This is a genomic window from Pseudomonas sp. xss_2 (assembly GCF_043104195.1).
GTDB classification, from domain to species: Bacteria; Pseudomonadota; Gammaproteobacteria; order Pseudomonadales; family Pseudomonadaceae; genus Aquipseudomonas; species Aquipseudomonas urmiensis.
On record NZ_JBICKL010000032.1, the window covers coordinates 53,843 to 67,705 of the forward strand.

The following is a 13,863-nucleotide window of genomic DNA, read 5'->3' on the forward strand; positions in this document are numbered from 1 at the left end:
TCACCTCCCCCGCCACTGCCCGCACGATGCCCGTCTACACTCGAATTCAGACCATCTGACCGAGAGGCAGCCATGCCGAAAATGCCGGCCATTCTGTTGCTGATCCTGTCCATTTGGAGCGCAACGGCCGGCGCCCTTACCCTGACCGACGAAGAGAAAGCCTGGCTCAGCGAACACCCACAGCTGCGGCTGGGTGTCGACGCTTCCTGGCCCCCGTTCGAATTCCGCGATCAGGAGGGCCACTACCAGGGATTGGCCGCCGATTACATCGCCCTGATCCAGGAGCGCCTGGGTGTGACGCTCAAGCCGATCGAGCCCACCAATTGGAGCCAGGTCCTGGAACAGGCGCGGCATAACCAGCTCGACCTGCTGCCCGGCATCATGTCGACTCCGGAACGGCAGAATTACCTGTCGTTCACCCGCCCGTACCTGGACTTCCCGATTGTCATCCTCGCCCATGAAGGCGGCCCGCAACCGCGTACCCTCAAGGACCTGTACGGCCTGAAAATCGCCGTGGTGCAAGACTACGCCCCCCACGAACTACTGCGCACTCATCACCCCGACCTCAACCTGGTGGCCCTGCCCAATGTCAGCTCGGCCCTGCAAGCGCTAGCCACCGATGAAGTCGACGCGGTGGTCGGGGATCTCGCTTCAAGCATCTGGAGCTTGCGCCAGCTCAAGCTCGATGGCTTGTACGTCAGCGGTGAAACGCCCTATCGCTATCAACTGGCCATGGCTGTGCCTCGCGAGAACAAGCAATTGGTCGGCATTCTGGACAAGGTCCTGGCCGACATGAGCAGTGCGGAAATCAGCCACATCCAGCAGCGCTGGGTAGGTAACGTGGTCGACCAGAGAAGCTTCTGGCACGACATGCTCCTGTATGGCCTGCCGGGCGTACTGCTGCTGGTAGCGATCCTCGCTGCGATGATCCGCGTCAACCGCCGCCTGAGTTCGGAAATCTCGCGGCGCATCGCCCTGGAGCAAGAACTGCGCAGCAGCGAATATCACTACCGCAGCCTGGTAGAGAGCCTGTCAGCGATCGCCTGGGAGGCAGATGCCAACGACTTCACCTACAGCTATGTGTCTCCGCATGCCGAAGACCTACTCGGTTTTGCCACCAACGAGTGGCTCAAGCCTGGCTTCTGGCGCAGCATCCTGCACCCTGAAGACGCGCTATGGGCGCAGGCCTACTGCGAAAGCGAGACCGCAGCGGGACGCGATCACAGCCTCGATTACCGGGTAATCCGCGCCGATGGCCATACCCTGTGGGTGCGCAACATCGTCAGCATGATCGAACACGGCCACCGACCGCTGATGCGCGGCTTGATGATCGACATCAGCGAGGCCAAACACACCGAAGATGCCCTGCGCCTGTCGGAGCAGAAGTTCGCTTCGGTATTCCAGCAATGCCCTGACATCCTGCTGATCGCCAGGCACAGCGACGGCTGCCTGCTTGAGGTCAATGAGGCCTTCGAGGAGCAAATCGGCTTGAGCCCCAGCGAAGTCGTCGGCCGCACGGCGACCGAGCTTGGCTTGTGGGGCGTTAGTGGCAGCGGTCCGGCCTTGCTTGAACGCCTGCATCGCGGCGGCATTCGCAATCTGGAAATGAGTTTCCGCCGAAGCAACGGCCAATTGTTCACCGGCCTGACCTCGGCCGAGACCTTTGATTTGGACGGCATTCCCGCCCTGGTGGTGGCAGTGCGCGACATCAGCCAGTTGAAAGAGACCCAGCAACAGCTGCAAACCTCCGAAGAAAAATTTGCCAAAGCCTTCCACGCCTCGCCGGACGGTCTTTTGCTGTCGCGCCAGAGCGATGGCCTGCTGATCGAGGTCAACGAAGGCTTCTGCCGCCTGACCGGCTACGACCTCAACCCAACCATCGACCAAACCTCGCTGGACCTGGGCATCTGGGTCGACCTCAACGAGCGCAAGCGCATGGTCGACCAGCTGCAGCGCGATGGCTTCGTGCGCGACTTCAGCTGCCATATCCGCCGCAGCGACGGACAGATCCGCCTGTGCGAGCTGTCTGCACGGCCCCTGCCAATTGGCGGCATCGACTGCATGCTGACCATCGCCCGCGACATCACCGAACGGCACCTGATGCAGGAGAAACTGCAGCTGGCAGCCACGGTGTTCGAGAACACCGCCGAAGGCGTGTTGATCACCGATACCGACCAGCGCATCAGCGCGGTCAACCGCGCCTTCAGCGAGATTACCGGCTACAGCGAGATCGAAGCCCTGGGCCAGACACCCCGCCTGCTTGCCTCAGGCCAGCACGACAGCGCCTTCTACGCAGCGATGTGGCACCAGCTGACAGCTGAAGGCCACTGGCAAGGCGAGATCCAGAACAAGCGCAAGAACAGCGAGCTCTACCCCAGCTGGCTGACCATCAGCGCGGTACGCAATAGCGACAGGGAAATAACCCATTTCGTTGCCGTCTTTGCCGATATCTCCAGCCTCAAGCACGCTCAGGCCAAGCTCGACTATCAAGCCCACCACGATCCATTGACCGGCCTGCCCAACCGCGCCCTGTTCGAGAACCGCTTGCAGGCCGCCCTCACCTGCGCGCAGATCTCCAGCCGCCAGGGGGCGGTGCTGTTCCTCGACCTGGACCGCTTCAAGCACATCAACGACAGCCTCGGTCACCCGGTGGGCGATCTGCTGCTCAAAGGCATCGCCCAGCGCCTCAAGGAACAAGTGCGCGATGTCGACACCGTGGCCCGCCTGGGCGGCGACGAGTTCATCATTCTCCTGCCGGGCCTGCACAAACCCAGTGACGCCAGCAGCATTGCCAACAAGCTGCTGGCCTGCTTCCACGCCCCCTTCCAGGCCGGCGAACATGAGTTTTTCACCAGCGCCAGCATCGGCATCAGCCTCTATCCGCAAGATGGCAGCGACGTCGCCAGCCTGATCCGCAATGCCGATGCCGCCATGTACCGCTCAAAAGCCAAAGGCCGCAATCGGGTCGAAGCCTACACCCGCGATCTCACCGCCCAGGCCAGTGAACGCATTGCCCTGGAGCACGAACTGCGCCGGGCCATCGAACGCAACGAGCTCAGCCTGTATTACCAACCCAAGTTCAGCCTCAAGACCCAGAACCTGGTCGGTGCCGAAGCGCTGATCCGCTGGAGCCACCCGACTCTGGGCGAAGTCCCGCCCGAGCACTTCATTCACCTGGCCGAAGAGAATGGCACCATCCTCCAGCTTGGCGATTGGGTGCTGGAACAGGCCTGCCGGCAGATGCACACCTGGAAGACCACCTACCAGCCCTTTGGCCCCCTGTCGATCAACCTGGCTGGCGCGCAGCTGCGCCAACCCAACCTGGCCAAGCGCATCGAAAGCCTGCTCAAGACCTATCAGCTGCAAGCGGGAGACTTGCAACTGGAAATCACCGAAAACTTCATCATGAGCCAGGCCGAAGAAGCCCTGAGCGTGCTGCATCAGCTCAAGCAACTGGGTGTGCAATTGGCAATCGACGACTTCGGTACCGGCTACTCCTCGCTCAGTTACCTCAAGCGCTTGCCCCTGGATATCCTCAAAATCGACCAGTCGTTCATCCGCGGCCTGCCGGAAGACCCACACGACGCCGCAATCGCCCGGGCCATCATCGCCCTGGGCCGCAGCATGCAGCTGACCATCATTGCCGAAGGCGTGGAGAACCAAGCCCAGCAGTACTTCCTTGCAGCCGAAGGTTGCGAGCAAATCCAGGGCTACATCGTCAGCCTGCCGCTACCGCCAGAGAAGTTCGCCGAGACCTTTCTTCGTATAGCACTATCGGATCTTTCGGATGGCACCCATTCAAATCCCTCGCTATAATCCCGGCACCTTCTGGGGCCTATAGCTCAGTTGGTTAGAGCAGAGGACTCATAATCCTTTGGTCCACGGTTCGAGTCCGTGTGGGCCCACCAAACAAACGACAAAGCCGCGCAAATGCGCGGCTTTGTCGTTTGTTGCGATCAATCAATCTCCTCACAAGCGCCCATTGATCCTTCACTGATGGACGATGAGCCGAATAACGCACACAATCGGCTCAAATAATGAGCCGATTAGCATAGGTAATCGGCTCACCTAGCAGGAGCTGCCTGATGAACCTACCTTTCTGGATATGGCAACACGCCAACTGGCCACACTTCCACTGGCAAGCCGCGTCTTTAGCTCCGCTCCTGCGCGCCTGCTCCAACGCTCAAGGTCGTTTGGTTGGGATGGCTGGTGTAGTGGATAGCGATACTCAAGCCCAAAACACCCTCGATGCACTCCTGCAGAACATCGTCACTAGTTCGGCGATCGAAGGTGAGCAGCTTAATGTGGAATCTGTTCGCTCGTCCCTGGCGCGTAGGCTGGGGCTGGATGTACAAGGTCGCAGCAGCGTGCGCAGTGATGGCTTGGCTGAACTCATGCTTGACGCCACCCAAGAACATGCCAAACCGCTAACGCTGGAGCGGCTGTTGTATTGGCATCAACTGCTGTTTCCCGCCAATGCACATGGCCTAGCGACCCCGATTCGGATTGGTCGTTTGCGCGGCGATGAACCTATGCAAGTTGTGTCCGGTCGCATCGACCGCCCCAGGGTGCACTTCGAGGCGCCCCCTCGCCAGGGACTGGAAGCACAGCTGTTGGCCTTCCTGACCTGGTTTGCAGAAAGCGCACAAGACCCTGGCCTCGACCCGCTTATACGTGCAGGTATTGCTCACTTCTGGTTCGTCACGCTTCACCCTTTCGATGACGGCAATGGTCGCCTTACTCGCGCCATTACCGACTTGGCATTGGCCCAGGCGGAGCAGCAGGCTATTCGTTTTTACGCCATGTCAGCGAGCATCCTGGAAGACCGTCGCGGCTACTACGAGGTACTGGAAAACAGCCAAAAAGATGGGCTCGATATTACGCCGTGGCTGACTTGGTTCCTGCAAACGTTGCTGCGCAGCCTAGAGCAGGCCCTGGCACGGATAGATCGGGTACTTGGCAAAGCGCGGTTCTGGCAACAGCATCGCCAGCAAGTGCTTTCCAGCGAACAGATCAAAGTGCTCAACCGCATGCTCGATGGCGATCTGTTCAACGAACGAGGTGGCTTCGCGGGAGGTATCAACGCTGGCCAGTACCAAGCTGTCGCCAAAGTCTCAAAGGCCACCGCTACCCGTCATTTAAGCGACCTCCTGGAAAAGGGCTACATCGTCCGCCTGCCCAGTGGCGGACGCAGCACTCGCTATCAAATCAAGTGGCCTGAGCGAGCCACTCCAAACGGCAAGACTGATTAAACATGGCTGCCATTTGAGTGCCTGATACCCCCTCAAAGATCGCGCAACAACAGCGTCTTGCCAAAGTTACGCAGTGCCTGGCTGTACTGGCGGCGCCAGTTATCCCGCCAGTACGCCGCATCGGGGTATTTCCCATCCAGACAGCGCACCGCAATGATGTCGCTAGAGGCGATTTCTTCAGGCTGCTGCTGGCTGAGCATGGGGAAGGCCATATAGGCTTTGAAGCGTTTGGACAGCACCCGGTCGATAGCGACGTTATTGAACGGCGCCTCTTCAAGTAGACGCTGGCAGCCACGGGCAGAGAGGATGTAGGCGTGGGTGCCCCTGGCGCGTACGCGGGCGATGCCGCGGGTCCAGGTTAGCCAGACCTTGCCCAGGTTGGCGCCGAGGTAGAACAGCTCAGGGTCGCGGCGCTGGAAAAACCTGTTGATCTGCTCGACCTGAATCGGGTCGAAGGTAAGCAGGGTGGCGTCATCTTCAAGAATCAGGATGCGCCGGTAGCCGCGGTCGAGCGCCGCTCTGGCGCATTTCATGTGAGAGTCGAAACAGCCGCGCTCGGGACTGTATTGGTCGCGATCCACCAGCATGAACTCGATATCCAGCCCACTTGCAGCAAACTCTCGTTGCAATAACTCGCGACGGTCGCTGCGTTCCTTGAGGCTGATGCAGAAAACGCCGTCGATCTGCAGACGGCTCAGGTCCTTGTGTTTGGTCATCCCTTCCATCTCTCGAACAGGTGAATCTTTACCGACGCTAAAGCGCCTCGGGCCACGGTTTGCTCCAGCCGACCTGCTCACTTTATTGCTTAACTTCAGGCCTGCCGGCGTCGTTCTACTCCATCTGTGACGCCTGCAACATTGCGACGATTTCCCTGGCAAAGACCTGTGTGGCAAACAGGCCTACCCTCTGAGCTTAGACCTGAAAGCAACTTTTCTCGTTGGATAGGCCAACTCATGCGCAATAAGCGCTGTTCAACCGCCTTGCTCTAGGTGCAAAGGGCTGACTAGTCTATGGCCTCCTGAACAGAGAGCCGTCATGCCAGACTCCCGTCAAATCGCCCTCGATGAAATCGATCGCCAGCTCATCGCGCTATTGCAAATCAACGCCCGTGAAAGCGTCGCCACCCTCGCTCGCCACCTGGGCATTGCCCGCACCACGGTCAATTCGCGCCTGGCGCGACTGGAGAAGAGCAAGGTTATAACCGGTTATGGCGTGCGCTTGGGCCAGCGCCTGATAGGCGGTGGTCTGCAGGCCTATGTCGGGATCAAGGTGCAGCCGCGTTCGGGCAAGGATGTGGTGCGGCGCATGAGTGCCATGGGCCAGGTGCAACAGCTGTGCGCGGTGAGCGGTGAGTTCGACTATGTGGCGTGGCTGCACAGCGATTCTCCAGAGCAACTGGACCAACTGCTCGATCAGATCGGCAGCCTTGAGGGCGTGGAGAAAACCACCACCTCGATCATCCTCAGCAGCAAAGTGGACCGCGGGCAGCCGGGCTGACTAATTGCGCCTGGGCATCAACGCTCCATCGCGTCGAGCACCGCGTCAGTCAGGGCTTTGATCGCCTCGGCTGAATGATGGATCGTCCAGATCAGGCCGCTGTGTGATTCGGAAGCATGGTGTTGGGCGTAATCATCGGCGATCTGGCGGATACCGTTGGCCAACAGACTGGCGTGGACCAAGGCGTCAGCGGCGTCGATACCCGAGCTTACGTGGAACACTGGCGGATGGCTGGATTCGCAGGTGCTGAAAGGTTGTTCGGTGGTCGGGTTGAGTTTGAGGGGTGGATCGGGAACGATCTTTTTCACTATTCAGCTTCCAAGTTGGTTCTGGAAAACTGCCCCTATTTTCTTTCTCACAGGAAAAGGGTGGCAGCCATGGGCGGGGTGAGAAACCGGCCAACTTGGAAATCCGGCCAGGCAAAAGCCTGCCCGCGCACAGCTGCCATGAAACAAGCCTGGTGCGAAGTTGGGGGATGGGTTTCTCACGCCCAGTCACCGAATTTGCGGTGACTGCAGGAAGTTAGCGATGAACCATTTCCCGCACAGCCAGACCGAGGCGATAGCGCGCGTAGGATACGTCCTGAATTTTTTGCAGTCTGTAAGACGCTTCCTAGGTGAGTGCGTTTCACCACTAGGCACAGCTGGGCAACAGGAAATTTTTCGAGGCCATTTTGCCGTTACGCCTGCCCCCTCTGCACACGAGGACGTAGCAATGCGAATCGCAAAGAGAAGGTGCAATCCAAAGGTAAACCCTCCCCATCAAGGCCCTCATCCACATTCGTCATTAAAACCAATTCCACGTCTAAATGACGATAAATCAATCATATCGACATCATGTTGAGTCTTAATTACGAACTACCTCCCCTCTAAAATCACCTCCAGGCATTTCCTATACTCAGGCTCCGCCCCTCGCGCAGCCCCTGGCAAGGTCATTACATGAACAACAACAATCGCCACCCCGCCGACGGTAAAAAACCGATCACCATCTTCGGCCCGGACTTCCCTTTTGCCTTCGATGATTGGCTGGAACACCCGGCTGGCCTGGGTAGCATCCCGGCCGCGCGTCATGGTGAAGAAGTGGCGATCGTGGGCGCCGGCATCGCCGGGCTGGTGGCGGCCTACGAGCTGATGAAGCTGGGCCTCAAACCGGTGGTCTACGAGGCGTCGAAGATGGGCGGGCGGCTGCGCTCGCAGGCCTTCAACGGCACCGACGGGATCATCGCCGAGTTGGGCGGAATGCGCTTTCCGGTGTCATCCACGGCGTTCTACCACTACGTCGACAAGCTGGGCCTGGAAACCAAACCCTTCCCCAACCCGCTCACCCCTGCCTCACGTAGCACCGTGATCGATCTGGAAGGCCAGACCTACTACGCGGAAAAAGCCGCCGACTTGCCGGCCCTATTCCAGGAAGTTGCCGATGCCTGGGCCGACGCCCTGGAAAGCGGTGCGCGCTTCGGTGACATCCAGCAGGCCATCCGTGACCGCGACGTGCCTCGCTTGAAAGAACTGTGGAACACCCTGGTGCCGCTGTGGGACGACCGTACTTTCTACGACTTCGTCGCCACCTCCAAAGCCTTCGCCAAACTGAGTTTCCAGCACCGCGAAGTGTTCGGCCAGGTGGGCTTCGGCACCGGTGGTTGGGACTCGGACTTCCCTAACTCGATGCTGGAAATCTTCCGTGTGGTGATGACCAACTGCGACGACCACCAACACCTGGTGGTCGGCGGCGTCGAGCAAGTGCCGCAGGGCATCTGGCGCCATGTGCCGGAGCGTTGTGCGCACTGGCCTGAAGGTACCAGCCTGAGCTCGCTGCACGGCGGTGCTCCGCGCACCGGCGTCAAGCGCATAGCCCGCGCCAGCGACGGCCGCCTGGCAGTCACCGACAACTGGGGCGACTGCCGCCATTACGCGGCGGTGCTGACGACCTGCCAGAGTTGGCTGCTGACCACCCAGATCGACTGTGAAGAGTCGTTGTTCTCGCAGAAGATGTGGATGGCCCTGGACCGCACCCGCTACATGCAGTCGTCGAAAACCTTCGTCATGGTCGACCGGCCGTTCTGGAAAGACAAAGACCCAGAAACCGGTCGCGACCTGATGAGCATGACCCTCACCGACCGGCTGACCCGTGGCACCTACCTGTTCGATAACGGCGACGACAAACCAGGGGTGATCTGCCTGTCCTATGCGTGGATGAGCGATGCGCTGAAGATGCTCCCGCACCCGGTGGAAAAACGCGTGCAACTGGCACTCGATGCATTGAAAAAGATCTACCCGAAAACCGATATCGCTGGGCATATCATCGGCGACCCTATCACCATTTCCTGGGAAGCCGACCCGCACTTCCTCGGTGCGTTCAAAGGCGCGCTGCCGGGCCACTATCGCTACAACCAGCGGATGTACGCGCACTTCATGCAGGCGCAGATGCCAGTCGAGCAGCGTGGCATTTTCATTGCTGGCGACGACGTGTCGTGGACCCCGGCCTGGGTGGAAGGCGCGGTGCAGACCTCGCTCAATGCCGTGTGGGGTATCATGAATCACTTTGGTGGCAAGACCCACGCGGACAACCCCGGTCCTGGCGACGTGTTCGATGAAATCGGGCCGATCGCCCTGGCCGACTGAGACAAGGAGGCAGCATGCGCATCGCTCTGTTCCAGGGGCCTCCCAGACCACTGGACGTGCCCGGCAACCTGCAGCGCCTGCAACACCAGGCGCAACTGGCAGCAGCTCGTGGCGCGCAGTTGTTGGTGTGCCCGGAGATGTACCTGACCGGCTACAACATCGGCAGCGAGCACGTCGAACGCCTGGCTGAGGCCGATGACGGCCCATCGGCCATGGCCGTGGTCGAGATCGCCCAGGCCCATCGCATCGCCATCGCCTATGGCTACCCAGAGCGCGGCGAAGACGGCGCGATCTACAACAGCGTGCAGTTGATCAACGCCCATGGCAGCAGCCTGTGCAACTACCGCAAGACTCACCTGTTCGGTGAGCTGGATCGGACCATGTTCAGCCCCGGTGCGGATCATTTTCCGGTGGTCGAGCTCGACGGCTGGAAGATCGGCATGCTGATCTGCTACGACATCGAGTTTCCGGAGAATGCCCGGCGCTTGGCGCTCGAAGGCGCCGAATTGATCCTGGTGCCGACAGCCAACATGACGCCTTACGATTTCGTCTGCCAGGTGACCGTGCGTTCGCGTGCGCAGGAGAACCAGTGCTATCTGGTGTACGCCAACTACTGCGGTGCCGAGGATGAAATCCACTACTGTGGACAGAGCAGCATCATTGGCCCCGATGGCAGCTTGCTGGCGATGGCCGGGCGCGATGAGTGCCAGCTGCTGGCGGATCTGGAGCGCGAGCGAGTGGCGCAGGGACGCGAGGCGTTTCCCTACCTGGCCGATCTGCGTCGGGAGTTGCATCTGCCTCGACAGGGCTGAATGGGAAATCACCCTGCCCATCGCAGGCTGCGCCAGCTCCCACAGGGCCTCGCCCCCGGCCCTCTGCTGATCAATGACATGGATATGCGCTAGCATGATGCTTCGCCACCGGAGCCCTCATGCCTGACGCCACCCGCCACCTCAACCTCACCAACGGCCTGCAGCTGACCCTGCGCCACGCCCCGCGCCTCAAGCGCGCGGCCGCTGCGGTGCGGGTGCATGCGGGCAGCCATGACGCACCTTCACGATGGCCTGGTTTGGCGCACTTTCTCGAACACTTGTTCTTTCTCGGCACCGCCCGCTTTGCGCTGCAAGACGGCTTGATGCGCTACGTCCAGCGTGTCAGCGGCCAGGTCAACGCCAGTACCCGTGAGCGCACCACCGACTTCTTCTTCGAGGTGCCGCCCGCTGCACTGTCTGGCGGCCTGGAGCGTCTGTGCCAGATGCTCGCCGAGCCCGACCTGAGCATTGATCGCCAGCGCCGTGAGCGCGAGGTGATCCATGCCGAGTTCATTGCCTGGTCACGCAACCCTGAAGCTCAGCAGCAATTCGCCCTGCTCCAGGCAGTGTCTGCGCAGCATCCCCTTAGTGGTTTCCACGCAGGCAACCGGCATAGCCTGGCCTTGCAGGATCCGGCCTTTCAGCAGGCACTCAGCGATTTTCACGCGACCTTCTATCAGGCTGGCCAGATTGTCTTGAGCCTGAGCGGCCCGCAGCCGCTGGATGAGCTGGAAGCGCTCGGCCGGCAGTTCGGCAGCATATTTGCCAGCGGCCAGCGGGTCGCCCAAGCCCTGCCGCCACCCTTGCTCAATGGACCTCTGCGACAGCCGCGCCCCAGCTCAGGCCAAATGGACCTGCTATTTGCTCACCAGAATCTGCCTGCGGGCGCGGAACCCGCACTTGAGCTATTACTCGCCTGCCTGACCGATAGTCGGGAGGGCGGCTGGCTAGCGCAGCTGCGTAAGCGCGGCTGGTTACAGACATGCAAAGCCGACAGCCTGCATGCCTTCGCCGGGCAACTACTGTGGCATGTGCGTCTGCACCTAAGCGAGGACGCTGATCAGGATGAGGCGCGAGCCTTACTCTATGGCTGGTTGAAGTTCCTGCGCGAGGCCGAAACGCAGCCATTGAACGAAGCGTTCGCTCACTTGCAACGCAGCCGAGAACAAGCCGCCGGTGCCCTAGAACTGGCACGCCGAGACAGTACCGGCCGCGCTTTCCAGGCACTCGATGGGCAAGGCCTGAAAGCCTTCGCCGCACTACTCGATAGCCTGCCCTTGCACAGCCACGCAGACTGGCAACTGCCGGGCGCCGATCCACTCCTGCAAGACGAACTTCCCGCCGCCAGCGCGCCTCTGCCTGAAGGCCTGAGCGTCAGTGACAGCCTGCCAAGCGATCGCCAATTCGCAGCGCTGTATCTGCGCTGGCAGATCGTCTCGCCGGTGCGAACACGCTTGCATGCAGTACTCGAACACGCCTTGCGGCCTTTGACGGAACGCGCCGAGCGCGCATCTGTGCAGCTGGATTTCAGCATCAGTCAACGCTACTGGCAACTGCGCTGCGCCGGGCTGCCAGCGGCGGTGATTCGAACCGTTGGCGAGGCGTTGCAGGTGTTGCACCGCCCAGCTCAAAGCAGCTGGCAAGCGCCAGACCCGGATGAGCCCGCCTTGATACCGATCAGGGCCCTGCTCAAGCGACTGCCTGATGCCTTGACGCTAGCGCAGCCGGAGCCGATACCCGCCTGTGCACCGAATCAGGCCATGCTCGAACAGATTTGGCATTCGGCGCAGTGGCAGGGTTTGGCAGTAGGGTTTGGCGTTGCTGAGCAGGCGGCGTTGGGCGCGGTGCTGCAGCACACATCCTGGTGCCGCCCTGCGTCCGCGCCTGCCGGAGGCGTGCGTGGCCGGCGTTGGGTGCCGGTCGAGGTTGCCGGGACTGAACACGCATTGCTGCTGTTCTGCCCGTTGCCCGCTGCCTTGCAAGGTGTTGGGCGACTACTTGGGCAATTGCTGCAAGGCCCGGTGTACCAGCGTCTGCGCGTCGAGTTGCAGCTGGGTTATGCCGTATTCAGTGCCTTTCGTCAGATCGATGGGGTCGGCGGGCTTCTGTTCGGCGTGCAATCTCCCCACGCCAAGCCAACGCAGATACTCGAGCACCTGCTAGCACTGCTGAATCAAGAGGTGAAACTCGATGGCCCTGCGCAGCAGGCCTTGGCCGACAGTTTCGCAGAAACTGCCATGCCCAACGCCGATGTCGCGCACTGGGCATGGCAGACCTATCTGGCGACAGAAGCGCACGAGCTTTGTGCAATCCGCAGGTCTATTCTCAGCACCACTCAAGCGCAACTGGATGAGTTGCGCCAAGCGCTACTTGCGGCTGATCACGGCTGGTTGTGCCTGGCCAACGCTGCGGCGCCGAGCGCGCAGTGGCACTAAGTGCAGGTCGATTGTTACCTGAGGTGCAAGGGCGCTTTTCAAAGAATTAACCTTTCGGTACAAATTTTTCTTGTAAGATAGCGCAATCCCAGCCAATGGAACCTCCTGCGCAAGGCGGCACCAAATAAGTAGCTGACAACCCCCAGACCCATCCGGAAGGAGTAATCCCATGTGGACCAAACCTGCTTACACTGACCTGCGTATCGGCTTCGAAGTGACCATGTACTTCGCCAACCGCTAAGCCCTGCTTGCGGTTCGACGCCTCGGTCCGCCGGGGCGTTCGCGTTTTTTCACTACAGGTTTTTCCGCTAGTTCGGATAGAGAGCAGCCATGTACATCCAGATTCTCGGCTCCGCCGCCGGTGGCGGATTCCCCCAGTGGAACTGCAACTGCGTCAACTGCAAGGGTTTTCGTGACGGCTCGCTGCGTGCCACGGCGCGCACCCAGTCATCGATTGCCCTGTCCGATGACGGCGAGCACTGGATCCTGTGCAACGCCTCGCCGGACATCCGCGCCCAGTTGCAAGCCTTCGCCCCGATGCAACCGGCGCGCGCCCTGCGCGACACCGGGATCAACGCGATCGTCCTGCTCGACAGCCAGATCGACCACACCACCGGCCTGCTCAGCCTGCGCGAAGGTTGCCCGCATCAGGTCTGGTGCACCGACATGGTCCACCAGGACCTGACCACCGGCTTCCCGCTGTTCAACATGCTCAGCCACTGGAACGGCGGCCTGGTGTGGAACCGCATCGAGCTCGAAGGCAGCTTCGTCATCGACGCCTGCCCCAACCTCAAGTTCACCCCGTTCCCGCTGCGCAGCGCCGCCCCGCCCTACTCGCCGCACCGCTTCGACCCGCACCCAGGCGACAACCTCGGCCTGCTGGTCGAAGACCTGCGCACCGGCGGCAAGCTGTTCTACGCCCCGGGGCTGGGCCAGGTCGACGCCAAGCTGCTGGAGATGATGCACGGCGCCGACTGCCTGCTGGTCGACGGCACGCTGTGGGAGGATGATGAAATGCAGCGGCGCGGTGTCGGCACCCGCACCGGTCGCGAGATGGGCCACCTGGCACAGAACGGCCCCGGCGGCATGCTCGAGGTGCTCGATGGCTTCGCCCGCCAGCGCAAGGTACTTATCCACATCAACAACACCAACCCGATTCTCGATGAAGACTCGCCCGAGCGGGCCGAGGTGGTCCGCCGGGGCGTGGAAGTCGCCTTCGACGGCATGAGCATCGAGCTGTAGGAGG

At 60.9% G+C, this 13,863-nt stretch carries 10 protein-coding genes and 1 tRNA gene; 9 read left to right on the forward strand and 2 right to left on the reverse strand.

Going from position 1 to position 13,863, the window contains the following annotated elements; all coding sequences use genetic code 11:
• Nucleotides 1-72: 72 nt before the first annotated feature.
• The 3 genes from ACF8K2_RS04595 to ACF8K2_RS04605 all read left to right on the forward strand — a co-directional run bounded on the left by ACF8K2_RS04595 (nucleotide 73) and on the right by ACF8K2_RS04605 (nucleotide 5,252).
• A complete protein-coding gene (locus tag ACF8K2_RS04595; RefSeq protein WP_392463678.1) occupies nucleotides 73-3,816 on the forward strand; it encodes a bifunctional diguanylate cyclase/phosphodiesterase in 3,744 nt (1,247 codons plus the stop codon).
• Between the two features lie 15 nt (nucleotides 3,817-3,831).
• Nucleotides 3,832-3,908 (forward strand) — tRNA-Ile (locus ACF8K2_RS04600).
• Between the two features lie 177 nt (nucleotides 3,909-4,085).
• Nucleotides 4,086-5,252, forward strand: coding sequence for a Fic family protein (locus ACF8K2_RS04605; RefSeq protein WP_392463679.1), 1,167 nt, complete (start codon nucleotides 4,086-4,088; stop codon nucleotides 5,250-5,252).
• A 32-nt stretch (nucleotides 5,253-5,284) separates the two neighbouring features.
• Here ACF8K2_RS04605 and ACF8K2_RS04610 read toward each other — a convergent pair whose 3' ends face one another.
• Nucleotides 5,285-5,968 carry a glycosyltransferase family 25 protein gene (locus tag ACF8K2_RS04610; RefSeq protein WP_392463680.1) on the reverse strand — a complete coding sequence of 228 codons (684 nt, stop codon included), beginning with the start codon at nucleotides 5,966-5,968 and terminating at the stop codon, nucleotides 5,285-5,287.
• A 319-nt stretch (nucleotides 5,969-6,287) separates the two neighbouring features.
• Here ACF8K2_RS04610 and ACF8K2_RS04615 point away from each other — a divergent pair, with 319 nt between their 5' ends.
• Nucleotides 6,288-6,749, forward strand: a complete 462-nt coding sequence (locus tag ACF8K2_RS04615) for an Lrp/AsnC family transcriptional regulator (protein WP_186552697.1) — start codon at nucleotides 6,288-6,290, stop codon at nucleotides 6,747-6,749.
• 17 nt (nucleotides 6,750-6,766) lie between these two features.
• On the opposite strand, the gene ACF8K2_RS04620 is transcribed toward ACF8K2_RS04615, so the two are convergent.
• On the reverse strand, nucleotides 6,767-7,057 hold the full coding sequence (locus ACF8K2_RS04620) for a DUF3077 domain-containing protein (protein ID WP_186552698.1): 291 nt from the start codon (nucleotides 7,055-7,057) through the stop codon (nucleotides 6,767-6,769).
• Nucleotides 7,058-7,687: 630 nt separating this feature from the next.
• On the opposite strand from ACF8K2_RS04620, the gene ACF8K2_RS04625 reads away from it, so the two are divergent.
• The 5 genes from ACF8K2_RS04625 to pqqB all read left to right on the forward strand — a co-directional run bounded on the left by ACF8K2_RS04625 (nucleotide 7,688) and on the right by pqqB (nucleotide 13,859).
• Nucleotides 7,688-9,370, forward strand: coding sequence for an NAD(P)/FAD-dependent oxidoreductase (locus tag ACF8K2_RS04625; protein ID WP_186552699.1), 1,683 nt, complete (start codon nucleotides 7,688-7,690; stop codon nucleotides 9,368-9,370).
• A gap of 14 nt (nucleotides 9,371-9,384) precedes the next feature.
• A complete protein-coding gene (locus tag ACF8K2_RS04630; protein WP_392463681.1) occupies nucleotides 9,385-10,182 on the forward strand; it encodes a carbon-nitrogen hydrolase family protein in 798 nt (265 codons plus the stop codon).
• A 119-nt stretch (nucleotides 10,183-10,301) separates the two neighbouring features.
• Nucleotides 10,302-12,617, forward strand: coding sequence for a pyrroloquinoline quinone biosynthesis protein PqqF (pqqF, locus tag ACF8K2_RS04635; RefSeq protein WP_392463682.1), 2,316 nt, complete (start codon nucleotides 10,302-10,304; stop codon nucleotides 12,615-12,617).
• A gap of 169 nt (nucleotides 12,618-12,786) precedes the next feature.
• Nucleotides 12,787-12,858, forward strand: coding sequence for a pyrroloquinoline quinone precursor peptide PqqA (gene pqqA, locus ACF8K2_RS04640; protein ID WP_003243383.1), 72 nt, complete (start codon nucleotides 12,787-12,789; stop codon nucleotides 12,856-12,858).
• An 89-nt stretch (nucleotides 12,859-12,947) separates the two neighbouring features.
• Nucleotides 12,948-13,859, forward strand: a complete 912-nt coding sequence (pqqB, locus tag ACF8K2_RS04645) for a pyrroloquinoline quinone biosynthesis protein PqqB (RefSeq protein ID WP_392463684.1) — start codon at nucleotides 12,948-12,950, stop codon at nucleotides 13,857-13,859.
• The last annotated feature ends 4 nt before the right edge of the window (nucleotides 13,860-13,863 follow it).

Bases quoted from the DNA above. Each gene is read 5' to 3' on its own strand.
- ACF8K2_RS04610 (WP_392463680.1), bottom strand. From the start codon at position 5,968: ATGACCAAACACAAGGACCTGAGCCGTCTGCAGATCGACGGCGTTTTC.
- ACF8K2_RS04615 (WP_186552697.1), top strand. From the start codon at position 6,288: ATGCCAGACTCCCGTCAAATCGCCCTCGATGAAATCGATCGCCAGCTC.
- ACF8K2_RS04605 (WP_392463679.1), top strand. From the start codon at position 4,086: ATGAACCTACCTTTCTGGATATGGCAACACGCCAACTGGCCACACTTC.
- pqqF (WP_392463682.1), top strand. From the start codon at position 10,302: ATGCCTGACGCCACCCGCCACCTCAACCTCACCAACGGCCTGCAGCTG.
- ACF8K2_RS04630 (WP_392463681.1), top strand. From the start codon at position 9,385: ATGCGCATCGCTCTGTTCCAGGGGCCTCCCAGACCACTGGACGTGCCC.
- ACF8K2_RS04625 (WP_186552699.1), top strand. From the start codon at position 7,688: ATGAACAACAACAATCGCCACCCCGCCGACGGTAAAAAACCGATCACC.
- ACF8K2_RS04595 (WP_392463678.1), top strand. From the start codon at position 73: ATGCCGAAAATGCCGGCCATTCTGTTGCTGATCCTGTCCATTTGGAGC.
- pqqB (WP_392463684.1), top strand. From the start codon at position 12,948: ATGTACATCCAGATTCTCGGCTCCGCCGCCGGTGGCGGATTCCCCCAG.